This is a genomic window from Terrabacter sp. 01T434 (assembly GCF_056398545.1).
This window is the reverse complement of sequence record NZ_JBFTPP010000010.1, coordinates 152,174-174,477: the sequence shown is the minus strand read 5'-3', so window position 1 is coordinate 174,477 and position 22,304 is coordinate 152,174. Positions and strand designations below refer to the sequence as shown.

The following is a 22,304-nucleotide window of genomic DNA, read 5'->3' as shown; positions in this document are numbered from 1 at the left end:
TGACACCAAACCGGGAGACCCGCCGCTGCGGCCCGGCAATTACGCCGCCGCACGCTCCCTTGGCCCTCGAAGGCCTTGTAACCCTGGAACAGCGCCGTATCGATGCCCAGTCAGCGTGAGTCGGCCGGCTGAATCGTCACGTGCCCCCACCCCTCAGTGTTAGCCCTTGGTGGCCGGTTGCCTTGGCGCAAGGCGCCGTTCGCGAGCGCACCCCAGCCGATAAGACCTGTGACTCGCTCGCGTACATCTTCACCGACGAAGCCCTCGGCACGCTCGAGCACCGCCCCTCCCTCGACGCCATGCTCAACCAGCTCCGACCAGGAGACACCGTCGTGGTGTGGAGGCTCGACCGGCTCGGCCGCAGTCTGCGCCACCTCATCGACACCGTCCAGAAGCTCGAGCCCCGGGGCGTCGCCTTCCGAAGCCTCACCGAGAGCATCGACACCTCCACCCCGGGCGGCAAGCTCATCTTCCATGTCTTCGGCGCCCTCGCCGAGTTCGAGCCAGACCTCATCCGGGAGCGCACCATGGCCCGCCTCTCGGCGGTCCGTGCACGTGGACGCCACGGTGGCCGGCCCACTGTCTGGACTCCTGAGAAGCTCAAGGTCGCCCGCAGCATGTACGACAGCCGTGAGCCGACATCGCTGCCATTGCTCGCGTCGTCGTCAGCTGGGCCTCGGTGTACCGGGCGGTGGCACAGCGGAACATAGAAGAACTCTCATCTTGAAGAACTGGCCGGCTCCTATCGTCCTCGGGCGAGGGAGCCGGCCAGGCGCTCCTTTTCTGCGTTCCCAATTGATTGCGCTCCCTCGCTAAGGGCAGCGTCAGTCGGCGAAGACGCCGTCCTGTTGGTCGGGGGAGGCGAGCCCCGCCTTGGGGCAATTCTCGGTGGCGCGGGTATGGTCACGCGGGTCAGGTAGATGGACAAGAAGATGACCGCAAGGAACGGCGGACTGGTCCATGCCGTGCCCTCCCCGACGTTTGCGGAGCGCCGGGGCCGGGCTTAGGTTACAAGGTTGATCGAGACCCGAGCAGGCTTAGCGGCGTGGACCGCCCAGGCGATGCACTGGACGAGTGTGGCGGCGTCTGGGCCGAGCTCGCTCGCGATCAGGACGTCCCGCTCATCTACACACATCCACGCGGCGCGCCAGAGGTCCACGCCGCCCTCACGGCGTTCGATGAAGACCTCTCCGGTCCCGTCCTGTGGTCGAGTCATCGGGTTTCCCTCGCCGCAAACGCGAGTGCGCTCCCTGTCCTCAGACGTGGGGACATGGGCGTGCCAGTCCTCACCGAAGAACTCTTGTGGATGGAAGCGCGTGAACGAATTGCACGTCCGGGCCTGGCTGGGGTGGGCGGGCGCGTTCGTGATTTCGTCACCCTCGGCCCCTGAGGAGTGATCCCATCCGCTGATCGTCATGCCCCGCCCCTCTTCGTCCCCGAGACCGGCCACCACCTAGGCAACCTATATGACGTGACCCTGACTACTGACTGTGAAAATCGTGTCAGACGGCTGAGCAGGGATCCGAGGGATGACCAGGATGAGCGCGGAACCCACCCGTTGCCAGTCGGGGCGGGGGTCGGGCTGCAGGAGGGCACGCGGGACGGTGACCTGCTACTCATGACAGGGGTGACATCGCAGCAAAGGGTCAACGCCCCGCTATCTCTATCGTCGATCATGCCCCCGGCACGTGCATGCTGTTCGTGAACAATCCCGGCTGCTCGGCCCTGGGCCGTGCAGCAGTCGAGGGGTGCGTTCAGTTCTCGACGACGGCCCGCCCACGCGTTCGTGCACCAGCGAGGACGGTGCGCACCGGGACACAGTGCTGATCGGCTCTTTTGCGCGCCTGCCGCGGCTACGACGTCTTGATTCTCAGTTGAGCAGACAGCTGGGGCTTCCGTCTTACCGTTGCAGGAGCGGCGCGATGACAACCACCCCTCCCCCCGCATCCGAGTTCACGCGTGCGGCTGCAGTGCCTGCTGCACAGGAGTCGCTGACGGAGACTGAGGCGTTCATCTTGGAGATGCTCGAACGGCCGGACGCCGCCGATGCGAAAGCAGAGCATCTCCAGCTCGCCTTGGCCCACAGTCGAGACATCGGAGCGGCAGTAGGCATCTTGATGGCGCAACACAAGGTGCAGCACGCCGATGCGTTCGATTTGCTGAGGCGAACGAGCCAGGACCAGAACCGCAAGCTCTACGAGCCGACGTTGGCGGTCGTGAGCACCGGCGAGCTTCCCGACGCTGACCGGCACCGACCCACTCGCCCGTAAGAGCTACGTCGGGGGCGCCGCTAGGGCCTGACCCTTCGGGCTGCCACACTTCGCGCCGAACTCACCGCGACGCCGCCCTCGTGAGCGAGGTGTGGGCGCAGGTTGGTCCCGGCAGGCGGATGACCTGCGAGCGCAGCCGCTCCCAGTGACGCGGGCCAGTTCCCTACGGGGTCACCGCTGCTTGCCGGTCACGAACAAGGCGACGGCCTTGTCGATGCGTCGCCGCCGGGTCTCAGGTGACTTGGCGGCGTTGATGGTGTCAACGTGATAACGCTGCACACTGTTGGACAGTCCGTCGAAGAACTGTCGAGCTGGCACGCGTTCCTCCATCGCCGCCGCGAAGTCAGCGGGCACCTGGACTTCCCGCGGGGACTCGGCGACTTTCAATGTCACCGAGATCGGGTCACCGCCCTTCAACCCAGTCGCGGCGCGGACCGCGGAACTGACGGCGATCAGGTGTTGACCATTCATGACGGCAACCGTGCTGCGGTACTCGTATCCGTTCACGGTGACAAGCACCGGCGGGCGTTGCCCCTTCTGCAGCTGCTCGATGACCTGCCGCGGCACGGGGATACCGGTGTTGTTCCCGCGGGCGCTGAGCGTGGTGTCGAAGGTGACGCCGTCGATCGCTTCCGGTGTCATGGCTCTCCCGTCCTCTGCGACTGAACTCGAACTGTCGCACGCGAGCGAGAGCCCGGGCTAGTCCGGCAAGTGTTCGATCACCCCCCCCCCCCCCCCCCCCCCCCCCCCCCCCCCCCCCCCCCCCCCCCCCCCCCCCCCCCCCCCCCCCCCCCCCCCCCCCCTGTTCGAAGGACGTGGCTTTCCAGATCAGCTTGTGATGGTGGCGGTCGCGAGCTTCGAGCTGGATTAGTTGAGAGTTCGGTGTAGCTGACATCAGGGGCCCAACGCCCGGACCTCAGAACTGCGCGATGGAACCGAAGGCCACTGCGATTGCGCAGCTACCCGGTCCTCCCGAGGAGGTTTAGCTGGTCTTTGGGGTCCTTCGCAAACCGAGCGACGCTGGGAAACCTAGCAATTGCCTTCCGACACCGGGATGGAGAGGATCATGTGAGGTGTGGATACTCCTGAAGGGCTCGCGGCCTTCCACGTCAAGACCGCGGTGGCGGTGGCAAGACTCGACGAGGGTCTCGGCCCTGGCGACGAGCCCTTCCGTTCGCTCGTGATCAACGAACTTTCGACGGCCGCGCCGTCCCCCTACGACTCGGACGCGCTGCTGGACCAGCTGATTCGAGCCGACAACCCGATGAGGGCCCTGGCAGCGGCGCTCGCGGCATCCTACTCCGTGGCCGCGTCGGAGGCCTGCTCCATGATCGTCGACGAGGCAGTGGTCCATGTGTTCCGCAGCGGTGGAGAGCCTGCCGTGCAGGAGTTCCTGGCAGACCTTGAGGCCCGCGCCGAGGAGTGAGGCCCGTGCCGGCCGAGCAGACGCCACATGCGCGTTCGAGCCTTCTGAGGCGCCGGCCGACTCGGGCAGGGCCCCCGAAGCCTCTCCCAGCGGGTTGCTAGCACGACGGGCGCTGCCGGCTCCACCTATACCGACGGCAGCGCCGTAGGCCGTCACGACGCCCCGAACTCGCCCCTCCCGGCGCAGAGCCAGAATGCCGCCAAGGTCCCGGCGTCGCCTGAGAATCGGTAGCAATAGGCACATCCGCCCCCGCCGCGGGACGGACCGTCCACTGCCGGTGCTGAGCCCCTGACGGCTCGGCACCGGCGTCGACTGACGTGGTCGCTGGTCAGCGGACCTGGAGCGAGTCGCGGATCTGGGTCAGCAGCAGGACTTCCTCCGTGGGTGCCTCGGTGGGCGGCTCCGCGCCGCGGGCGCGGCGTTCGGCCAGCTTGTTCATCGGCAGCACGACCATGAGGTACACCGCGGCGGCGACGATCACGAAGCTGATGAGCACGGTGATGAAGGCGCCGACGTGGACCCCGCCGGGGACCCAGTTGGAGAAGTCCGGGGTGCCACCGACCTTGCCGACCAGGTCCATGATGATCGTCACGAATGCCTCGATGACCTTGCCGAAGGCGATGCCGATGACGATGGCGACGGCCAGGTCGATGACGTTGCCGCGCAAGATGAAGTCTTTGAAGCCTTTGAGCATGGTTCTCTCGTTCCTCTTTAAAGGAGTGCGGTGCCTCGGCGTGGACACGCCGAGCGATGCGTCACCGCCGGGACATCACGGCCCGTTCGAGGGTGATGAGCGGTGGCGCGAAGGGAGAGAGGCCGTTGGCTCGTGGTCTACTCGGCCAGCTTCGCGATCGCCTGCGCCCACAGGAAGTACTTGTTCGTGCCCAGGTCCCGAACCGTCTTGATGTTGAACGCGGCCTTCAGGTGCTCCGCGTCCGCGGCGCTGACCCCCTGCAGCGCGTCCACTGGCGCGTCGGCCAGCTCACTCACCGAGGAAGCCTCGAACGCCTTGTCGACCTTGCCGGCGATGTCGCCCATGATCACTCCTGCGTGTCAGTGCCCGCCGTTATGGCGCGCCATGGTGCAGATGTACCACCGAGACGCGGTGGCCCGCACCCGGAACGCGACAACAGTCAGTGACTCGTCAGGCCGCCGCCTACACCATGCGTTCCCACAGGCGAGGGCTACGGTGCGGTGGCTCACCCCGGTCGGGACGAGGATCTGCCGGCAGTACATGACGGCTGCCCTAGATCGGTCATGCAAGTTCGGCGGGGTCGAGTTCCGGTCTGGCACCGTGCAGCCGCGGCGTGGCGGAGCACTCCTGGCGGCTGAGGCGTCGGCGGACCTCGGCGCCGGGGCCGCCGCGCAGCTGCATCCGCATCGGGGCGAGCGGGCCGAACGCGTCGGCGACCTGCTGGGTGTCTGCTGGATGTTGCGGACATTGTGGTCGAGCACCAGCGAGAGGAGCGGCAGTGGGGTCGACGGAACCGGGCGAAGATGCGCTGGTTCTCGTCCGAGTCGACATAAAGGGCGCCCCTCGTCCTAGCCACGGGGTCGAGGGCCCTGGCATCGAGCCAACGTTGCGTCAGCCGTGCTGACCGCCCGCAGGTCATGGCTGCCCGCTGCGTGAGCCCACCGATGCGCCGGGACACGGCTCCCTCCGCAGGGTCACCCGAGCATGCTGTGGGGGCTGGTCGCTGGGGCGGCGCCGACCAAGCTAGGTCGCCGGGAAGACCGAGGTGGCTATGCCGGTGGTGACCCCAGCCCCGCGGCGGGGTGATGTCCCGTGGCGGGTGACACCGCGGCCCAGGCCGGCTTCACAGCGCACTCGTATGTCCACGACAGCGGCGACGTAGGCACCTCGCCGAGGGTCAAGACATACCAAGCACGACGTTTGGTGCCAGATGACCCAAGGAGCACGAGATGCAGCTGAACACACGACTGGCGAAGGTCGGCTACGCCGCGGCCGGTCTGATCGCCGGCGCCGTACTGGCCACCACGGTCGGCGCCCAGGCCGCCACCATCTTGCCGGGCGGGTCCACCACCGCCTCGAGCTCCGCGACGGCTGACCCGCACCCCGGGGACAACGGCGCCGACGGCGTTCCGGAGGCCAACGAGGTACACGGCGGACACGGCGATCACGGCGGCGCCCTCGACCTGAGCGGCACCGTCACCGCCGTGACCAGCTCAAGCGTCACGATCAAGACCTCGACCGGCACGACCACGTACGCGGTCACAAGCACCAGCGACATCGACAAGAACGGAGAGGCCACCCTGTCCGCCCTCGCGGTCGGGGACCAGGTCACCTTCAGCGTCGACAGCACCAACGCCAAGCAGATCGACAAGCTGCACGCGGGCGATGAGTCCAAGAACATGCCCACCGGACTGACCACCTCAGGACCCTCGCCGGTCACCGGCTGACCGCGGGCCGACCCCGAGGAGGGGCCACGCCCACGGTGCGAGGCCTCTCCTCAAGGGACCCCGATCTGCGGCAAATCCGTGCGTCCAGGAACCGTGGCCGTCTTGAGGCGCGGGGTTGAGGGGTGCTACCTGCGGTTGCGCGGTCGAGCCACACGCTAGCGCGAGGGCTCCTGGGTTTCGGCTGGGGTCGTTGGGGAGAGGCGGGCGGTGGCTTCAGGGTGGGAGGCGGTGTCCACGGCGACCGTGACCCGGGTGAGCAGGACCACGGCGGAGGACATGACGACGAGGCAGACCACGGATAGCAGCATCGGGACAACGCCGTGGCGCAACTGCTCGTCGAAGATCGCGACGCCGAGAGCGACGCTGACGAGCGGGTCGGTCGTCGCCGTCGCTGGCAGGCTGGACGTCAGCGGACCCGCTTGGAAGGCCATCTGGGCAAGGAAAACCCCCAAGGCCCCGGAGGCGAGGAGCGCGTAGAGTGGCCAGCTGCCCACCAGTGCGCCGGGCCCATGTGAGAAGACCTCGGCGCACGTCTTCATCAGCGCGGCCGTCCCGGCGTAGATCGTGCCGACGGCGACGCCGAGCAGGCCTGCGGCCCGCTTGGAGGCGAGCGTGCGTCGCATCGCCCGCCGCGCGGTCAGGACGCAACCGGCGACCACAGCGACCGATGCCGCCGCTGCCATCACCGCCGGCAGCCGGTCGGTCGGGCCGGCGGCAGCAGTCACCGCGCCGGAGGCGAGGAGGAAGCCCGCGACGGAGACCACCAGCACACCGCCGAGGAGGAGCTCGCGCCGACTGATCCTCGTGCCGGCGATGCGGTGCCCGAGGATGAGCGCGAAGAGCACGGCGATGACCAGGACCGGCTGGACGACGCTGAGGGCGCCCAGGTGCAAGGCAGCCACCTGCAGCGCGAGTCCCCCCACGTCGGCGAGGATCCCGAGCAGCCACAAGGGATGCCGGACGGTCTCGACGGCGAAGTCGCGCAGGTCCGCCGCCCGGAAGTGCTGCACGTGGGGCACCTGTCCCGCGCTGCGGTGCTTGAGCGCCGTCGCCAGCGAGAAGAATGCGGCCGACCCGAAGGATAAGGCGAGGATGCCGGGAAGACTCACCGCCCGACCCCCTGGGAGGCGGCCGCGGCCGGCCGCTCGAGCGCCCTGCGGCCGGGGGCCGCCCCCGCCGTCTGCTGAAGGGTGATGGCGGACTCGTAGGCCGTGTCGGTGGCATGTAGGACGCGGCGCCAGGTCACGAGGCAGTCGCTGGTGCGGTTGTGCTCGGCGATGCGCTGCCGAAGTCCGGGTTCCCGGGCGAGGCGGACGATGGCGGCGACCATCTCGTCGTCCGACCCGCAGAGCAGGCCCTCCTGACCGTGCCGGACGAACTCGCGCACCCCGCCGCTCGACTTCGCGACGACGGGCACTCCTGTGCATCGGGCCTCGAGGGCGGCGATGCCGAAGGACTCGAGGTCGGCCGGCGCGAGGAAGACATGGGCCTTGGCGAGGAGGCGGTGCACCTCGTCGCGTTCGAGGCGCCCCAGCAGCGTGACGGTGTCGGTCGTGGCGGTGCGCCGGAGGTGGCTCTCCATCGCCGTCAGCCTGGGACCGTCTCCGGCGACGAGCAGCCGTAGCCGGGTCGGGTCGCCCAGGCGGTCGAGCGCCTGCTGCGCCCCGTGCACGATGCGTAGCAGGGCGAGGGGACGCTTGCGGCGGGCCAGGCGCATGACGGACGCGAGCACGAGCTCGCCGGACGGCTCGGGCGGTGCCGGTGATCGCCACCGGTCCTGGTCGATCCCGTTGGAGAGGATGCGGATCGGACGGTCCGGCGGGAGGTGGCGGCGCACGGTGTCTGCGGCAGCGCCGCTCACCGCGCTCCAGACGATGGGCAGCGAGGACCAGCCGCCGAGTGCATCCATCGCCGTCATGATGGGCGCCACGCCGGCCCACATCGAGTGCACGGTCACGGTCGTCGCGGTCCCGCGCCGGGCCGCGTCCCGGGCGAGGAAGAAGGCCAGCGGCGAGGCGACCCCCAAGTGGGCGTGCACGACGTCGACGTCGAGCTCACGCAGGGTGAGCAGGCCCTCACGCACCGCCAGCGGGTGCAGCGCACGAGGCCGCGGCAGCGCGTCGGTGACCCGATGCACGCGGCGGTTCCCCGCGCTTGCCCGGCCCGGCGTGCTCGTGACGACGTGCACCTCGTGCCCACGGGACCGCTGCAGCTCCGCCAGTTCAGCGACATGCGTCTCTATCCCGCCGAGCCGCGGGAGGTAGAAGTCGCTGACGTGGGCGATTCTCATCGCGGATCGGGTTTGCGAGAGCCGGCGCGGAGCACGGGGAGGGGGCGCGAGGACATAGTGGGACAGCGTAAGCCGTGGGAGACGGCCGACCGCACGGTCACCGTCCAGGGCGTGGTGTCCGCGACGTCACTCAAGGCGAGCAGCACGAGCTACCGCTACGGCGGCCGGCCGACGCTGACCGCCACGATCTCGCCGTCCGACGTCACCGGCACCGTCACCTTCCGTGACGGCACCCGCGTCCTTGGCACGTCCACCGTCTCGAGGGGCAAGGCGACGCTTAACGCGCCCGTCCTCCTTCGCGGGACGCACTCGGTGACAGCGACGTACAACGGGTCGATGCGCTACAACCCGTCGGCCTCTTCGAGGGTGACGCTCCGGGTGAGCTGAGCGATCGCCCGCACCACCCCGACGACGTATGCCGTCCGGCCGCCTTCCGGCCGGACGGCATACGTCTGCCAGTTGCACGGCGAAATCCGACCACTCGAGGCATCACGTTCACCTCGCCGGGGGCATGCCGGTTCTGACGATCCTCCTCGACACGCCACCCGGAGGGGGACCCGGGACTTGGCACCGTCATGGACGTCGACGAGGCCGAGCGGATCCATCACACTCCGCTGATGACACGCTCCGCCCGGGGCCCGTTCAGCACCAATGGATGAGGCAGCGGGCTCGCCCTCGCTCGATCCATTCGCGAGGCTCACGAAGGTCGGCTGACGCTCACCAGCGCTCAACCGGCAAGGTTCACTCTCGGGTTCCCGACCGTGGGTCCGCGGCGAGGGTCTGCTGACAGGGCGAGGGTCTGCTGACGCGCAGTGAGGATGCAGACGAAATCTCCTGAGCGGACGATCCGCAGGGTGCCGAAATCGCACTTCGGGCCGAAACGCCGCATTTTTCTCAGCGTGGGCTCAGCCCCGATCCGTCATCGTCGTGTCGCCGGAAGGCTCCTTCCGGCGGCTCTGATGCACATCCTCGAACGCCGGACGGTGAGCCTCCCCGGAGGATCCGACGAGCTGGAGAGGAAGTGCTTGATGCCCCAACGCCACGACGTGCGGCGTCGGTCGCAGACTCAGGGGCGCCGTGAGCGACACAGCCATCGACTGACCTCTCCCAAAGGAAATCTGCATGCCTGATGCCCAAACATCGACCTCGACCGGGACCCCGCCCGGTGTGGCACGTCATCCTGCCGCCACCCGGCTGCTCAACAAGGTGCCTGCCATCACGGCGACCTTCTGGCTCATCAAGGTCCTCTCCACGACCATCGGCGAGACGTTCGCCGATTACCTTTCCGTTCAGGTCGGGCTAGGGCCGCTCGTCACAGACGGCGCCATGGTGACCTTGCTGGTGATCGCTCTGGTCGCCCAGCTACGCACCCGACGGCTCGTGCCCTGGCTGTACTGGCTGACCGTTGTCCTGGTCAGCATCGTCGGCACCCAGATCACCGACTTCTTCACCGATGTCCTCGGCGTTAGCCTCTACGTCAGCACCGCGGTTTTCGCCGCGGTCCTCGCTGTGGTCTTCACCGTGTGGTGGCGTCAGGAGCGGACCCTCGCGATCACCGCGATCGACACGCCTCGGCGCGAGCGCTTCTACTGGGGCGCGGTCCTCACGACCTTCGCCCTCGGCACCGCTGGTGGCGACCTCGCCACCGAGGCGCTCTCGCTCGGATTCCGCAACGGTGCCCTGATCTTCGGTGGCCTCATCCTCGCGGTCTGGGCCGCCCGTCGCTTCGGGCTCAACGCGGTCCTGGCGTTCTGGATCGCCTACGTCCTGACCCGGCCGCTCGGCGCCTCGCTCGGCGACCTGCTGACCCAGAGTCATGACTTCGGGGGCTTCGGTCTGGGCGCGAGCCTGACGAGCCTCATCTTCCTCGCCGTCATCGTGATCCTCGTGATCCGCGAGCAGGTCAACGTGAACCGTCACGGCATCCGCGCCAAGGGACAGGCTCCTGCGGTCAGCCCGAAGCACGACTACGCCTGGGCGGCCGCGGGTGCCGTCGCCGTCGTCGCTGCTGCGGCGGTCCTGGCGCCGTCACCCACCCCGGCGGCGGCCTCGCCCGTCACGGCGTCGGGAGGTGCCCACGGGAACCCGTTGGAGTCGGATGCCACCTCCCCGATCGGCGACCTGCGACCGATGGCGGTCATCGTCGACGACGTCGCTGCCAAGACGAAGGCAGGTGACCTGCCGGCTGCGACCGCTCGCGTCAAGGACCTCGAGGTGGCCTGGGACGACGGGGAAGCCGCGATGAAACCGGCGTCCCCGGATGACTGGCACACCATGGACTCGGCGATCGACGGCGTACTGACCGCGCTGAGGGCCACACCGCCGTCGAAGTCGGCGAGTGAAGCGGCGTTGACGACGCTTCAGACCACGATCGGCACGCTGGAGAAGAAGAAGTAATGACCCGATCGGGCAGAATCTGAGGCCGCAGCCCACGTTTGTAGCCATCATCGGAAGGAGCCGCATGAAGGCCCGCTTCCGACTGCCCACCGGCGTTCGAGGGCAGGCGACGGCCGCCGCTGCAGCGGTGGTGGCCGTCGCACTGCTCGTCGGCGGAGCCGTCCTGGTCCTCGTGCTTCAGGGTGCGCTGACGCAGACACTGCAGGACAGCGTGACCTCCGTCGTGGACGAGGACGCGAGCGTCCTGTCCGTCCAGGGGACGGTCGGACTGGCCAGGAGCGAACGTAACGAGGGACCCGACAACGTCCTGGTTCAGGTGATCAGCCACGAGGACGGAACGGCGCACGTCGTCTTCTCCTCAAAGGCGTCCCGAACCCAGCCCGTGACGGACGTTCAGCCGGTCATCGGGCAGACGAAGGTCAGCGGTCGGTCGTGGTTCCCCCTTCCGATGGACCTACAGGACCCCCTCGTGGTGGCCCGCGCCGTTGACCACGCCGGGATCACCTACGTGCTGGCCGCGCAGGCATCGCAGGAGGCGCGCGAGCAAGCGGTGCGCACGACCGCGATCCTCCTCGCGGTGGCACTGCCCTTCCTCGTGGCCCTCACGGCGATGATCACGTGGTGGCGCGTCGGCCGAGCACTGGGTTCTGTCGAGGCCGTCCGCAGTCACGTCGAACGCACGAGCGCTGCACGGCTGCAGGACCGGGTACCTGTCCCGGCCACCCATGACGAAATCGCCCACTTGGCGGTCACGATGAACTCCATGCTCGCCCGGCTTGAGGCGTCCCAGCGCGCCCAGCGTCGGTTCATCTCCGACGCCAGCCATGAGCTGAGGTCCCCTCTCGCGACGATCCGGGCCTCGCTCGAGGTGATCAGCCCGGGCGACCCGGAGACCTCGTGGGAGCAGCTCGACCCGATCCTGCGGGCCGAGACCGAACGGATGAGCCAGCTCGTCGACAACCTCCTGCTGCTCTCACAGGCGGACGATCACGCCCTGACGGTCAGTCGCCGCGACGTCGACCTCGACGACCTGGTCGACCGAGAGGCCCGCCGTCTGCGCCGGCTGACGTCGTTGACGGTGCACGTGCGCACCGCTCCTGTCCGGGTCGAGGGTGACGAGCACCAGCTCCAGCGGGTGCTGCGCAACCTGCTCGACAACGCCGCACGGCATGCCGCCGACGCCGTGGTGATCACGCTTGCGCAGTCTGCTGGCCGCGCCGTCGTCCTGGTCGAGGATGACGGAACCGGCATACCGCCGGGGGATCGGGAGCGCGTGTTCGAGCGGTTCGTCCGGCTCGACGCGAGCCGGTCACGCCACGCCGGGGGAGCAGGACTCGGTCTCGCGATCGCCCGCGAGCTGGCCGTGGCGAACGGGGGGCAGCTCGTGGTCCGGGAGTCGAGGTCGGGGGGCGCGTGCTTCGCGCTGAGCCTGCCGTTGCCCGGTCCGGCGGACTAGCGGCTGTTCTGCGGCCACGGTCAGGCCGTCTCGGACTCCAGCATTCGGTAACCCACGCCACGTACCGTCTCGATGCTGACAACGGCGAACGGCGTGTCGATCTTGCGGCGCAGATAGCCCACGTAGACCTCGACGATGTTGACGTCGCCGTCGTAGGCCGGATCCCAAACGGCATCGAGGATGGTGGCCTTCGTGACCACCTCACCCACGTGCATCATCAGGAAGGTCAGCAGTGCGAACTCCTTTGGTGTCAGGGAGATCTCGGACCCGTGGCGCAGCACCCGGCGGCGTACGGGGTCGAGCGACAAGGAGCCGTTCGTCATGACCACGGGACGCTCGGGTGCTCCGCGTCGGATCAGTGCCCGCAACCGGGCGACGAGCACGAGGAAGCTGAACGGCTTCGTGAGGTAGTCGTCGGCGCCGAGGTTGAAGGCTTCAGCCTGGTCATGCTCGCCGTCGACGGCGGTCAGCATCAGCACGGGCGTCCAGACGCCGGCCTCGCGCAGCCGAGCAATCACCTGGTAGCCGTCGAGGTTGGGCAGCATGATGTCGAGGACGATGACGTCGTATGCCGTCTCGCTGGCGGCCCAAAGGCCGTCCGGCCCATCGTGCATCACGTCGACGACGAAGCCCTCGCGGTTCAGCCCGCGACGGACGACCTCGGCGAGGGACACCTCGTCTTCGACCACCAACACGCGCACGTCAGCCCGCTCGTCCTGGCCGAGGGCAGAGCATCGGGGTCTCGGGCGTGGGAGCCATGCTTCGAAGGCTACGGCTCAATGCCTGAGTCTGGGCTGAGCGCGAAACTCAGCGTCCTCTCAGGGAGCAGGCACCACGATGAGGGCCACAGGACGCCGGGAGGAAACACGCATGGGTGGGATTGCTGGCCACTTCGGCCTGAAGATGGACCGTGGGTCGCTTGACCGGGTGTCGGCTGACCGGCCACACCGTCAACCGTGTCGCCAAAGGTCTGCGCATTCGAGCTGGTGCCGCCAGTCCGTGCTGTTTGAAGGAGACCACTCCAAGCATCAGCCGCAGCCTGAACTCCCCGAGGGGCCGCCCGCCGCCGCGTCCGCGCGGGTAGCCGGCACGGTCGAGGGACGCGCATGACGGGCGTACCCACCCGTGAGGCAGGCCGAGACGAGGCCCTTTCGCGCCGGATCGGTAGCGCCTTGGTCGGAATTGCCGTACTGGCCGTCGCTCTCGCCCTCGGTCTCACAGTCACGAAGGTCGGGGCCACGCGGACCGGGGAGCTCGCGCTCGATGAATCCATCGCGCAGCACCGCGACGCCGTCCTGACTGCCGTCGCGCTGGTCATCAATGTGGGATTCGGCACACTCGTCGCACCGCTTCTTCTCCTCGTGACCTGCGGGACACTCTGGTTCCGAAACAGGTTCGCGGCACTGGCCATCGGCGGCCTGACCATCATCGGATGGTTCTCTGTCGAGGTGGGCAAAGTCCTGGTCCACCGGCCCCGGCCCCCAGCCGCGGCGGTCCACGCTCTCGTCAGGGAGACCGCCCCTGACAGCTATCCCAGCGGGCACACGGCGTTCGCGGCCTCTGCGTTGTTCGCCGTCGTCGCGGTTCTCGTGCTCACCCGACGTCCCACGAGAATCGCATGGATCGTCGGTGCGCCCCTCGTGGGAGCCGTGGCTGTCTCGCGGCTCTACCTCGGGGTGCACTACCTCACCGACGTCATGGCGTCTGTCGTCTTCGCCGCGGCATCCGTGCTGCTCGCGACAACCCTCACTCTGCCCTGGCTGACACGCCTCAGGGACAGCGATTTGCGCAGGCCACAGCGCTCCCCAGCCTCAGGGGACATAGGGCTTCGGCGATCGTGATCCCGCACCGTCCGATACGTCTGCTCACCGCGGATGCCAGGCGGCGCCTCATGACGGAGCCGATACTGCGCTCGAAGAAGGCAAGGGACACATCCCAGCGGCGCGTGCCTCTACCCGCTTGATGCCCGACGGCTGTATCCCGTTCCGGGGCTGATGGCCGCGGCAACGGGCCGAATGCCGACCATAACCACACTGCGCGGGAACGGCTACCGCTTGGACGCGCCGCCCGGCATCGAGCGCGAAGCCCACGAAAGACGTGACCCGAAACTGCGGTGAGGCGCCCGACGCCCAAGGGTGGTGCCCGGCACATGACCTGAGCCCTGTGCACGTGTCTTCGCCACACCTGGCTGGTCGGGCAAGGTGCTTCTGCTTCAGCGCTGTCAGATCCGGACCGGCCACGAAGCGCGTGGTGCGGACTCCGGCCAGTCGACGCTGCAGGGCGGCGGCCCGGCCCAGACGGCATTCTCTTAGACGTCACCGTCACGACCTGCCCGATGCAGGGTGTTCGTTCCTCGTCTGTGCTTGGCGCAGGGCCCATGTTGCCGGTCGTGGAGACCTTTGTCGATGCGGACGCAGTCCGTGGTGGACTGCAATCAGGATGATGCGATGAGGCGCAACGACGGCGACATGCGCCGTTGGACGAGAGCTGACGACCCCTAGTCCGCAAATAGTCCGCACGAGGTTCGAAAACGGCCCACCCCTATCGTCCTGACCAACGAGCCAAACGTCGCGTAACCGCAGTTCAGTGGCCTGGGGCAATATCGGCAGCACCACTCGACCGGGTCGTGGCAATACCCGGCCTAGAGTGGAGCGTATGACCCGCCTTCCCGACCCGAGCGTGCGACCGGCTGGGCTGGCCGACCAGTTCGGTCGGGTAGCCCGTGACCTGCGCGTGTCGGTCACCGATCGCTGCAACCTGCGCTGCACCTACTGCATGCCGGCCGAGGGGCTGCCGTGGATGCCCAAGGCCGAGATGCTGACGGACGAGGAGCTGCTGCGGATCATCGGCCTCTTCGTGCGCGACGGCGTCACGCAGGTGCGCCTCACCGGCGGCGAGCCCCTGCTGCGCCGCTCCCTCGTCGACCTCGTCGCCGGCATCGCGGCGCTCGAGCCGCGACCGAAGATCGCGATGACGACGAACGGCGTCGGCCTCGAGCGGGTCGCGATCGGGCTCAAGACGGCCGGACTCGACCGGGTCAACGTCAGCCTCGACACGATCGACTCCGAGACCTTCACGCAGCTGACGCGCCGCGACCGGCTCGGCGACGTCGAGGCGGGGCTCAAGGCCGCGTCCGACGCGGGCCTCACGCCGGTCAAGGTCAACGCCGTCGCGATGCGCGGCATCAACGACGAGTCGGTCGCCGACGTCCTCGCCTGGTGCCTCGAGCGGGGCTACGAGCTCCGGTTCATCGAACAGATGCCGCTCGACGCGCAACACGCCTGGGACCGTGATCAGATGATCTCTGCCGACGAGATCCGCGAGCGGCTGTCGCAGCGCTGGGAGCTGACGCCGCTGCCGGCGGCCGAGCGCGGCAGCGCCCCGGCCGAGCGGTTCCTCATCGACGGCGGCCCCGAGACCGTCGGCATCATCGCCAGTGTCAGCGCCCCGTTCTGCTCCGCCTGCGACCGCACAAGGCTGACCGCCGACGGGCAGGTGCGCAACTGCCTCTTCTCGACCACCGAGACCGACCTGCGCGGGCCTCTGCGCGAGGGCGCGACCGACGACGAGCTGCTCGGTCTCATGCGCGGGGAGATGTGGCGCAAGCGCCGAGGGCACGGCATCGGCGACCCGGACTTCGTCCAGCCCGACCGCCCCATGTCCGCCATCGGCGGCTGACCGCACCCGTCGGCTCCCCTTCCGCCGAAGGTGTCATGACGCACTCGCGGGGTGCCCGGCTGGTTGGATGAGGCAATGGATCCCGTGGTGCGCGTCTCTGGTGGCTTCGTCCGTGGCTCGAGCCGGAACGGGGTGAGCGCCTTCCTCGGCATCCCGTATGCCGCGCCGGCGGTGGGCGCCGACCGTTACCGCGCCCCGCAGCCGGTCGTCCCGTGGGACGGCGAGCGGACGGCGACCGAGCACAGCCCGACCGCGGCGCAGTCGGCCTACCCCGCGCCGATGGACTCCGTGCTCCCGAGCTCGGTCGACCCCGGTGACGACTACCTCAACGTCAGCGTGTGGACTCCGGAAGGCGCGGACTCGCTCCCGGTCATGGTCTGGATCCACGGCGGCGCGTTCGTGCGTGGGGCCAACTCCGTCGTCACCTACGACGGGTCCGCGTTCGCGCGCGACGGCGTCGTGGTCGTGGGCATCAACTACCGGCTCGGTGTGCCGGGTTTCGCGGCGCTCGAGGGAGCCCCCACCAACCTGGGCCTGCGTGACCAGATCGCGGCGCTGGAGTGGGTGCGCGACAACGTGGCCGTCTTCGGTGGCAACCCCGACGACGTGACGGTGTTCGGTGAGTCGGCGGGCGGGATGAGCGTGGCCACGCTCATGGCCTCGCCCGCCGCGCGTGGCCTCTTCCACCGGGCCGTCATCCAGAGCGGCAACGGCGCGGCGGTCTGCTCGCTCGACGACGCTCGCCGGGTGAGCGCGGAGATCGCCGCGCACCTCGGCGTGCCCGCGACCGCCGAGGCCTTCGGAGCCCTCGACCCGGAGGACGTCGTGGCCGCCCAGACCGCCGTGGCGCTGGCGATCCAGGCCGACCCGGACCCGCAGCGGTGGGGCGCGTCCGTGCTGCGCGGCGGCCTCGGCATCATGAGCCTCTTCCCGGTGATCGACGGGGAGATCGTGCCGGGGGTCCCGGAGGAGCTCATCGCCGACGGGGCCGCGGCCGGCATCCCGCTGCTCATCGGCACGACGCGCGATGAGTTCCGCCTCTTCCTCGTGCCCACGGGCATCGCCGGCGCGGTGACCACACCGGCCCTACCGGTGCTGGCGACCCGCTACGGCTGGCCTCACGGCGTCCTCGAGACGTACGCCGTGAACCGGCCGGCCGCTTCGCCGGGCGACGTCGTGTGCGCCATCCTCACCGACGCCGCCTTCCGGGCCCCGACGGCGCGCCTGGCCGCTGCGCACCACGCGTCCGGCGGCGTCGTCCAGGTGTACGAGTTCGACTGGGAGACGCCGGTCGCGGGGCTGGGCGCCTGCCACGCGCTCGAGCTGGCCTTCGTCTTCGACACGCTGGCGACCGGCGCACTCATGGCAGGCGAGGGCGCACCGCAGTCTCTCGCAGAGCAGATGCACCGCGCCTGGGTGGCCTTCGGGCGGGAGGGTGACGCGGGCTGGTCGAGGTGGACACCCGAGCACCCCGCCGTCATGACCTTCGGCGCCGAGTCGGGCGTCGTCGAGGGTCCGCGTGCGGACGAGCTTGCGCTCTGGACGTGACACCCTGCCCCGACGAGACGGGGGTCAGCCGTCGGTGTCGACCAGCTGCTCGACGGGGACGACCTCGATGAGGAAGCCGCGGAGCGCGACGAAGTCCGCCAGTGACTTCTCGTGGTCGTCGCAGGCCAGCCACACCTTGCGACGGTCGCGCGTGTGCAGCTTGGGGTTGTTCCAGATGACGGCGTGAACGGCCTGCGCGCGGCAGCCCTTGGCGCTGCAGACGTGGTCCGTGTGCGTTCCGCCGGTCGGTGTCGGGGAAAGCGGTCCGCTCACTGCTCGAGTCGCTGCGTGTCGTCCTGGGGCACGACCGACTGGATGCTGCCCGGCTCACGGGGGCTCACGGCATTCGCGATGACGACGGCCACGTAGGGGATGAAGACGGCGGCGATGACGGCCGTCCAGCGGAGCCAGCCCGAGGTGACGAAGACGAGCCCGAAGCAGGCGATGCGGATGCCCATCATCGTGAGGTAGCGCTTGATGCGCTTGTCCTGGTCGTCCGTGCTGGACGACGAGGCCGAGGTGACGGAGTACACCACGGGTTCGTTCTTGGCTCTTGACACCCTTCCACCATAAGCCCGTGCCGCCCGCGTGCCGCGGTGCTGTCTACCCTTCGGTAGTCCGTTAGGTTTCGTGGCAGGGCAGCGACCCGCAGCGACCCGGCAGCGACCCCGGCAGCGACCGGACGGATGGAGGAACGCACTGTGTCAACGACCGAGGCGCGCAACGTGCTCGTGACCGGAGGCAACCGCGGCATCGGCCTGGCGATCGCCAGAGCCTTCGCCGACGCGGGCGACAACGTCGTCATCACCCACCGCTCCGGGGAACCGCCGGAGGGGCTGCAGGGCGTCCTGTGCGAGGTCACCGACTCGGCATCGGTCGACGCGGCCTTCACCGCCGCAGAGGAGATCTTCGGTGGCCCCGTCGAGGTGCTCGTCGCCAACGCCGGCATCACCCGCGACACCCTCCTCATGCGGATGAGCGACGAGGAGTTCGACTCCGTCATCGACACGAACCTCGCCGGCGCGTTCCGCTGCGCCCGCCGCGCCGCCACCGGCATGATCCGCAAGCGTCGTGGGCGGATCGTCCTCATCAGCAGCGTCGTCGGCCTCTACGGCTCGCCCGGCCAGACCAACTACGCCGCCTCGAAGGCCGGTCTTGTCGGTCTCGCCCGCTCCATCTCGCGCGAGCTCGGCGGTCGCGGCATCACGGCCAACGTCGTCGCGCCCGGCTTCATCGACACGGAGATGACCGCCGTGCTCCCGGACGACCAGAAGAAGGCCTACCTCGCCAACATCCCCGCGGGCCGCTTCGCGACGCCCGAAGAGGTCGCGTCCGTCGTCCGCTTCGTCGCGAGCGACGAAGCCGCCTACATCACCGGTGCGGTGATCCCCGTCGACGGCGGGCTCGGCATGGGGCACTGAGCCCACACACGGCATACGTGCGTATGCCGTGAAACCCCTTGTGCAGCAAGCGTCCCCACCCACTCGAGAAAGTCGCAGGCATGGGAATCCTCGAAGGCAAGAAGCTCCTCATCACCGGTGTCCTCATGGACAGCTCGATCGCGTTCCACGTCGCGAAGATCGCCCAGCAGGAGGGCGCGACCGTCATCCTCACCTCCTTCGGCCGGACGATGAAGATCACCCAGACCATTGCGAAGCGCCTGCCCGAGACGCCGGTCGTGATCGAGCTCGACGTCGCCGACCAGGAGCACCTCGACACCCTCGCCGACCGCCTTCGCGAGCACGTCGACGGCCTCGACGGCGTGCTGCACTCGATCGGCTTCGCCCCGCAGGGAGCGTTCAACTTCCTCGAGGGCACCTGGGAGGACGTGTCGACGGCACTGCAGATCTCGGCGTACAGCCTCAAGTCGCTCGCCGTCGCGGCCCTGCCCCTGATGTCCGAGGGGGGCAGCGTCGTCGGGCTCACCTTCGACGCGAAGTTCGCGTGGCCGGTCTACGACTGGATGGGTGTGGCCAAGGCGGCCTTCGAGTCGACCAACCGCTACCTCGCCCGTGACCTCGGCCCCAAGAACGTGCGCTGCAACCTCGTCGCGGCCGGCCCGATCCGCACGACGGCGGCGAAGTCGATCCCGGGCTTCGAGCAGTTCGAGAAGGTCTGGGACGACCGCGCGCCGCTCGGCTGGGACGTCAACGACCCGGAGCCCGCGGCCAAGGCCTGCGCGGCGCTGCTGTCGGACTGGTTCCCTGCCACGACCGGCGAGATCGTCCACGTCGACGGTGGCGTGCACGCGATGGGGCAGTGACCGCGCACGCCCCGGGCGGCTCTCGCTAGAGTCCTGCCATGCCTCACGCCGGGACCGAGTCCAGCCCCTTGCCGACGACCGAAGCCGACGGGGCGCCGCAGGTCCGGGTCGACGAGGTGCGGGTGCTCGACGGGCCCAACCTCTACTTCGCGCGGCCCGCGATCAAGGTCATCCTGCACGTGCCCGGCTACCTCTCGCTCAAGCGCACTGACGCCGAGGCGCTGGCCCGGCGGCTCGGCATGCGCTCGGCCCGTCCCGGCAAGCGTGGCACCGCGTTGCGCCAGCGGTTCGTCATGCGCGTGATCCGCACCGTGACCCGCCGGGTCGGTGCAGAGATCGGCGCGGGACGGCTGGGCGTACGCGTGCGCGCGGGTCAGACGGTCGAGGACGTCGTGCTCGCCTTCCCGTGGGTGCACCGCACGCGTGGACGCGTCGCTGGGGAACAGGTCGGCGCCGTCATGGCCGGGCTGCTCGACCCGTCGCGCCGCGCCGACGCGGTCATCGAGGAGGCGGCCGCGGTCATCATGGCCGCCCCCGACGGTCCCGGCCCCAGCGTCATCACTCCTCGCGTCCCCGTCGCATCCGTCACCGGCACCAACGGCAAGACGACGACGACCCGGCTCATGGCCCACATGTGCATGGCCGCCGGCCTCACGACGGCCTGGAGCTCGACCGATGGTGTCGTCGTCATGGGCGAGACGAAGGAGGAGGGCGACTTCTCCGGACCTGCCGGCGCACGCGGCGTCCTCGAGACGCCGGGCCTCGACATCGGCATCCTCGAGACCGCCCGGGGCGGCATGCTCCTCAAGGGCATGGGCGTCACGGCCAACGACGTCAGCGTCGTCACCAACGTCAGTGCCGACCACCTCGGCCTGCAGGGCATCGACACCCTCGACCAGCTCGCCGAGGTCAAGGCGATCGTCACGACGGTCACCAAGCCGCAGGGCTGGGTCGTGCTCAACGGTGACGACCCGCGCGTCTGGGCCATGCGCTTCCGCATCAAGGCCAAGCCGTGGGCGTTCAGCCTCGACCCCGCGTCACCGGCCCTGTGGGAGTCCATCAACTCCGGAGGTCGCGGCATCACCGTCCTCGACGGAGAGATCGTCGTCCTCTCGCCGAACGGCGACCCGGACCGGCTGGTCAAGATCGTCGACGTCCCGATGACGCTGAGCGGCTTGTCGCGCAACAACATCGCCAACGCGCTGGCCGGGGCGGCCGCCGCCCTGGGCCTCGGGGTCCCGCGCTCGGCCGTCGTCGAGGGCCTGCGGACCTTCGCCCCCGACCCGGAGCACAACTGGGGCCGCCTCAACACGTACTCGGTGCCGCTCCCGAGCGGTGGCAAGGCCACGGTCATCATGGACATGGCGCACAACGAGGCCGGCCTCGAGGCCCTGCTCGACGTCGCCCGCGGACTGGCCGCACCCGGAGGCGCCGTGCGTCTCGGACTCGGCTGCGCAGGGGACCGTGCCGATGAGGCCATCATCGCGATGGGGGAGATCGCCGGAAAGGGCGCCGAGGAGGTCGCCCTCAAGGTGGCCCGGCACTACCTGCGGGGTCGCGAGGAGGAGGACCTCCTGGCCCTCTTCCGCGAGGGACTCGCCAAGGTCGGCGTCCTCGATGTGCCTGGTTACGAGACCGAGCTCGAGGCCCTGCAAGCCATCGTCCCGCACGCTCTCGACGGCGACGTCGTCGCGCTCATGTGCCACGCGGAGCGCGCCGAGGTGGACGGCTGGATCCGCGAGCACGGGGGCAAGGTCGACGACGCACGGTCGATCCGGCGCAAGGTCGTCGCCGCGCGGGGCGAGCACGAGCTCGAGAGCGAGATCGCGGCCCTCTGGGAGACCGACGACGAGCAGGCGCGGCTCGTCGCGGCCCAGCAGCTCGTCGACGGTCACCCCGGGGACCCGCGCCTGGTCTTCGAGCTGGCTGGCGCGAAGGACGCGATGGGCGACGAGCACGGCGCCATCGGTCTGTACGAGGAGGCTCTGGCCGGCGGCCTGCGCGAACCGCACCGGCACCGCGCGCAGCTCCAGCTCGCGTCGAGCCTGCGTGTCGTGGGACGCGCGGCCGAGGCGCAGGGCCTCGTCGCCGAGGTGCTCGAGGCCCGTCCGCACAACACGGCGGCCCTCATGCTCCGCGCGCTGGTCCAGGCGGACCTCGGTCAGGAGCGCCAGGCCGTGGCCGACCTCATCCGGGCGACGCTCGAGGCGACGACCGATGTGGACACGCAGGCCTACCGCCGCGCGCTGCGCGCCTACGCCGACGAGCTGGCCCCGGTCGCCCACTGATCCAGTCCACCGCGCTCCCTGCGGCGGTGGCGGGCCTCCACAACTCCGCCCGGGCGGAGTTGTGGAGCCGTGCTCGGGTCTTCGGACCGCACGAAGTCCGCCGGGGCGGAGTTGTGGAGGGGAGGCGGGTGCTTCGACTGCCATAAGTCCGCCCGGGCGGAGTTGTGGAGCCGTGCTCGGGTCTTCGGACCGCGCTAAGTCCGCCGGGGCGGAGTTGTGGCGTGGTGCCGGGGTGTTCCGACTGCCATAAGTCCGCCCGGGCGGAGA

The 22,304-nt window shown here is 69.4% G+C and carries 22 protein-coding genes; 13 read left to right on the top strand and 9 right to left on the bottom strand.

Annotated elements, in window-relative coordinates; all coding sequences use genetic code 11:
- The first annotated feature begins 182 nt into the window (after window positions 1–182).
- Entirely contained in the window at window positions 183–710 is a 528-nt protein-coding gene (locus AC1DIW_RS19375; RefSeq protein ID WP_478110232.1) for a recombinase family protein, read from the top strand.
- A 293-nt stretch (window positions 711–1,003) separates the two neighbouring features.
- Here AC1DIW_RS19375 and AC1DIW_RS19370 read toward each other — a convergent pair whose 3' ends face one another.
- Window positions 1,004–1,216: a hypothetical protein gene (locus AC1DIW_RS19370; protein WP_478110230.1), complete on the bottom strand. Its 213-nt coding sequence runs from the start codon at window positions 1,214–1,216 to the stop codon at window positions 1,004–1,006.
- A 706-nt stretch (window positions 1,217–1,922) separates the two neighbouring features.
- Here AC1DIW_RS19370 and AC1DIW_RS19365 point away from each other — a divergent pair.
- Window positions 1,923–2,270, top strand: coding sequence for an ANTAR domain-containing protein (locus tag AC1DIW_RS19365; RefSeq protein ID WP_478110229.1), 348 nt, complete (start codon window positions 1,923–1,925; stop codon window positions 2,268–2,270).
- 171 nt (window positions 2,271–2,441) lie between these two features.
- On the opposite strand, the gene AC1DIW_RS19360 is transcribed toward AC1DIW_RS19365, so the two are convergent.
- On the bottom strand, window positions 2,442–2,912 hold the full coding sequence (locus tag AC1DIW_RS19360; protein ID WP_478110227.1) for a YdeI/OmpD-associated family protein: 471 nt from the start codon (window positions 2,910–2,912) through the stop codon (window positions 2,442–2,444).
- A gap of 433 nt (window positions 2,913–3,345) precedes the next feature.
- Here AC1DIW_RS19360 and AC1DIW_RS19355 point away from each other — a divergent pair, with 433 nt between their 5' ends.
- Window positions 3,346–3,696: a hypothetical protein gene (locus tag AC1DIW_RS19355; protein WP_478110226.1), complete on the top strand. Its 351-nt coding sequence runs from the start codon at window positions 3,346–3,348 to the stop codon at window positions 3,694–3,696.
- Window positions 3,697–4,024: 328 nt separating this feature from the next.
- Here the strand turns inward: AC1DIW_RS19355 and mscL are convergent, their stop codons facing one another.
- Window positions 4,025–4,390, bottom strand: coding sequence for a large conductance mechanosensitive channel protein MscL (mscL, locus tag AC1DIW_RS19350; RefSeq protein WP_478110225.1), 366 nt, complete (start codon window positions 4,388–4,390; stop codon window positions 4,025–4,027).
- 137 nt (window positions 4,391–4,527) lie between these two features.
- Window positions 4,528–4,734, bottom strand: a complete 207-nt coding sequence (locus tag AC1DIW_RS19345; protein WP_147068521.1) for a hypothetical protein — start codon at window positions 4,732–4,734, stop codon at window positions 4,528–4,530.
- An 885-nt stretch (window positions 4,735–5,619) separates the two neighbouring features.
- On the opposite strand from AC1DIW_RS19345, the gene AC1DIW_RS19340 reads away from it, so the two are divergent.
- A complete protein-coding gene (locus AC1DIW_RS19340) occupies window positions 5,620–6,117 on the top strand; it encodes a hypothetical protein (RefSeq protein WP_478110223.1) in 498 nt (165 codons plus the stop codon).
- Between the two features lie 155 nt (window positions 6,118–6,272).
- On the opposite strand, the gene AC1DIW_RS19335 is transcribed toward AC1DIW_RS19340, so the two are convergent.
- Together AC1DIW_RS19335 and AC1DIW_RS19330 are read right to left on the bottom strand one after the other, a co-directional pair.
- Complete coding sequence (locus AC1DIW_RS19335) at window positions 6,273–7,226, bottom strand: DMT family transporter (RefSeq protein WP_478110222.1); 954 nt, start codon at window positions 7,224–7,226, stop codon at window positions 6,273–6,275.
- Window positions 7,223–8,407, bottom strand: coding sequence for a glycosyltransferase family 4 protein (locus AC1DIW_RS19330; protein ID WP_478110220.1), 1,185 nt, complete (start codon window positions 8,405–8,407; stop codon window positions 7,223–7,225). Before AC1DIW_RS19330 ends, AC1DIW_RS19335 begins: the two co-directional genes overlap by 4 nt.
- Before the next feature lie 57 nt (window positions 8,408–8,464).
- Here AC1DIW_RS19330 and AC1DIW_RS19325 point away from each other — a divergent pair, with 57 nt between their 5' ends.
- The 3 genes from AC1DIW_RS19325 (at window position 8,465) to AC1DIW_RS19315 (ending at window position 12,260) form a co-directional block, all read left to right on the top strand.
- Window positions 8,465–8,794, top strand: a complete 330-nt coding sequence (locus tag AC1DIW_RS19325; RefSeq protein WP_478110219.1) for an Ig-like domain-containing protein — start codon at window positions 8,465–8,467, stop codon at window positions 8,792–8,794.
- Window positions 8,795–9,529: 735 nt separating this feature from the next.
- Window positions 9,530–10,804 (top strand): COG4705 family protein, encoded by a 1,275-nt coding sequence (locus tag AC1DIW_RS19320; RefSeq protein ID WP_478110217.1) that lies wholly within the window; start codon window positions 9,530–9,532, stop codon window positions 10,802–10,804.
- A 64-nt stretch (window positions 10,805–10,868) separates the two neighbouring features.
- Window positions 10,869–12,260, top strand: a complete 1,392-nt coding sequence (locus tag AC1DIW_RS19315; RefSeq protein WP_478110216.1) for a sensor histidine kinase — start codon at window positions 10,869–10,871, stop codon at window positions 12,258–12,260.
- A 20-nt stretch (window positions 12,261–12,280) separates the two neighbouring features.
- On the opposite strand, the gene AC1DIW_RS19310 is transcribed toward AC1DIW_RS19315, so the two are convergent.
- Window positions 12,281–12,961, bottom strand: a complete 681-nt coding sequence (locus AC1DIW_RS19310; RefSeq protein ID WP_478110214.1) for a response regulator transcription factor — start codon at window positions 12,959–12,961, stop codon at window positions 12,281–12,283.
- A 405-nt stretch (window positions 12,962–13,366) separates the two neighbouring features.
- Here AC1DIW_RS19310 and AC1DIW_RS19305 point away from each other — a divergent pair, with 405 nt between their 5' ends.
- The 3 genes from AC1DIW_RS19305 to AC1DIW_RS19295 all read left to right on the top strand — a co-directional run bounded on the left by AC1DIW_RS19305 (window position 13,367) and on the right by AC1DIW_RS19295 (window position 17,486).
- On the top strand, window positions 13,367–14,101 hold the full coding sequence (locus AC1DIW_RS19305) for a phosphatase PAP2 family protein (protein ID WP_478110213.1): 735 nt from the start codon (window positions 13,367–13,369) through the stop codon (window positions 14,099–14,101).
- A gap of 814 nt (window positions 14,102–14,915) precedes the next feature.
- Complete coding sequence (moaA, locus tag AC1DIW_RS19300) at window positions 14,916–15,938, top strand: GTP 3',8-cyclase MoaA (RefSeq protein ID WP_442279475.1); 1,023 nt, start codon at window positions 14,916–14,918, stop codon at window positions 15,936–15,938.
- A 75-nt stretch (window positions 15,939–16,013) separates the two neighbouring features.
- Window positions 16,014–17,486: a carboxylesterase/lipase family protein gene (locus AC1DIW_RS19295; RefSeq protein ID WP_478110211.1), complete on the top strand. Its 1,473-nt coding sequence runs from the start codon at window positions 16,014–16,016 to the stop codon at window positions 17,484–17,486.
- A 24-nt stretch (window positions 17,487–17,510) separates the two neighbouring features.
- Here AC1DIW_RS19295 and AC1DIW_RS19290 read toward each other — a convergent pair whose 3' ends face one another.
- Both AC1DIW_RS19290 and AC1DIW_RS19285 read right to left on the bottom strand, forming a co-directional pair.
- Window positions 17,511–17,759: a hypothetical protein gene (locus AC1DIW_RS19290; RefSeq protein WP_478110210.1), complete on the bottom strand. Its 249-nt coding sequence runs from the start codon at window positions 17,757–17,759 to the stop codon at window positions 17,511–17,513.
- On the bottom strand, window positions 17,756–18,046 hold the full coding sequence (locus AC1DIW_RS19285) for a DUF3099 domain-containing protein (protein ID WP_478110208.1): 291 nt from the start codon (window positions 18,044–18,046) through the stop codon (window positions 17,756–17,758). Before AC1DIW_RS19285 ends, AC1DIW_RS19290 begins: the two co-directional genes overlap by 4 nt.
- Before the next feature lie 126 nt (window positions 18,047–18,172).
- Here AC1DIW_RS19285 and fabG point away from each other — a divergent pair, with 126 nt between their 5' ends.
- The 3 genes from fabG (at window position 18,173) to AC1DIW_RS19270 (ending at window position 22,037) form a co-directional block, all read left to right on the top strand.
- On the top strand, window positions 18,173–18,907 hold the full coding sequence (gene fabG / locus AC1DIW_RS19280) for a 3-oxoacyl-[acyl-carrier-protein] reductase (RefSeq protein WP_478110206.1): 735 nt from the start codon (window positions 18,173–18,175) through the stop codon (window positions 18,905–18,907).
- An 80-nt stretch (window positions 18,908–18,987) separates the two neighbouring features.
- The gene (gene fabI / locus AC1DIW_RS19275) at window positions 18,988–19,749 is read left to right on the top strand and encodes an enoyl-ACP reductase FabI (protein ID WP_478110205.1); all 762 of its coding nucleotides are present in this window, start codon (window positions 18,988–18,990) and stop codon (window positions 19,747–19,749) included.
- Window positions 19,750–19,787: 38 nt separating this feature from the next.
- A complete protein-coding gene (locus AC1DIW_RS19270) occupies window positions 19,788–22,037 on the top strand; it encodes a tetratricopeptide repeat protein (RefSeq protein ID WP_478110204.1) in 2,250 nt (749 codons plus the stop codon).
- Window positions 22,038–22,304 lie beyond the last annotated feature (267 nt).

What these genes read in the sequence shown, in the direction of transcription:
- fabG (WP_478110206.1), top strand. Translation starts at nt 18,173, where the DNA reads ATGGAGGAACGCACTGTGTCAACGACCGAGGCGCGCAACGTGCTCGTG.
- AC1DIW_RS19315 (WP_478110216.1), top strand. Translation starts at nt 10,869, where the DNA reads ATGAAGGCCCGCTTCCGACTGCCCACCGGCGTTCGAGGGCAGGCGACG.
- AC1DIW_RS19330 (WP_478110220.1), bottom strand. Translation starts at nt 8,407, where the DNA reads ATGAGAATCGCCCACGTCAGCGACTTCTACCTCCCGCGGCTCGGCGGG.
- AC1DIW_RS19365 (WP_478110229.1), top strand. Translation starts at nt 1,923, where the DNA reads ATGACAACCACCCCTCCCCCCGCATCCGAGTTCACGCGTGCGGCTGCA.
- mscL (WP_478110225.1), bottom strand. Translation starts at nt 4,390, where the DNA reads ATGCTCAAAGGCTTCAAAGACTTCATCTTGCGCGGCAACGTCATCGAC.
- moaA (WP_442279475.1), top strand. Translation starts at nt 14,916, where the DNA reads ATGACCCGCCTTCCCGACCCGAGCGTGCGACCGGCTGGGCTGGCCGAC.
- AC1DIW_RS19340 (WP_478110223.1), top strand. Translation starts at nt 5,620, where the DNA reads ATGCAGCTGAACACACGACTGGCGAAGGTCGGCTACGCCGCGGCCGGT.
- AC1DIW_RS19360 (WP_478110227.1), bottom strand. Translation starts at nt 2,912, where the DNA reads ATGACACCGGAAGCGATCGACGGCGTCACCTTCGACACCACGCTCAGC.
- AC1DIW_RS19345 (WP_147068521.1), bottom strand. Translation starts at nt 4,734, where the DNA reads ATGGGCGACATCGCCGGCAAGGTCGACAAGGCGTTCGAGGCTTCCTCG.
- fabI (WP_478110205.1), top strand. Translation starts at nt 18,988, where the DNA reads ATGGGAATCCTCGAAGGCAAGAAGCTCCTCATCACCGGTGTCCTCATG.
- AC1DIW_RS19270 (WP_478110204.1), top strand. Translation starts at nt 19,788, where the DNA reads ATGCCTCACGCCGGGACCGAGTCCAGCCCCTTGCCGACGACCGAAGCC.
- AC1DIW_RS19305 (WP_478110213.1), top strand. Translation starts at nt 13,367, where the DNA reads ATGACGGGCGTACCCACCCGTGAGGCAGGCCGAGACGAGGCCCTTTCG.
- AC1DIW_RS19295 (WP_478110211.1), top strand. Translation starts at nt 16,014, where the DNA reads ATGGATCCCGTGGTGCGCGTCTCTGGTGGCTTCGTCCGTGGCTCGAGC.
- AC1DIW_RS19320 (WP_478110217.1), top strand. Translation starts at nt 9,530, where the DNA reads ATGCCTGATGCCCAAACATCGACCTCGACCGGGACCCCGCCCGGTGTG.
- AC1DIW_RS19370 (WP_478110230.1), bottom strand. Translation starts at nt 1,216, where the DNA reads ATGACTCGACCACAGGACGGGACCGGAGAGGTCTTCATCGAACGCCGT.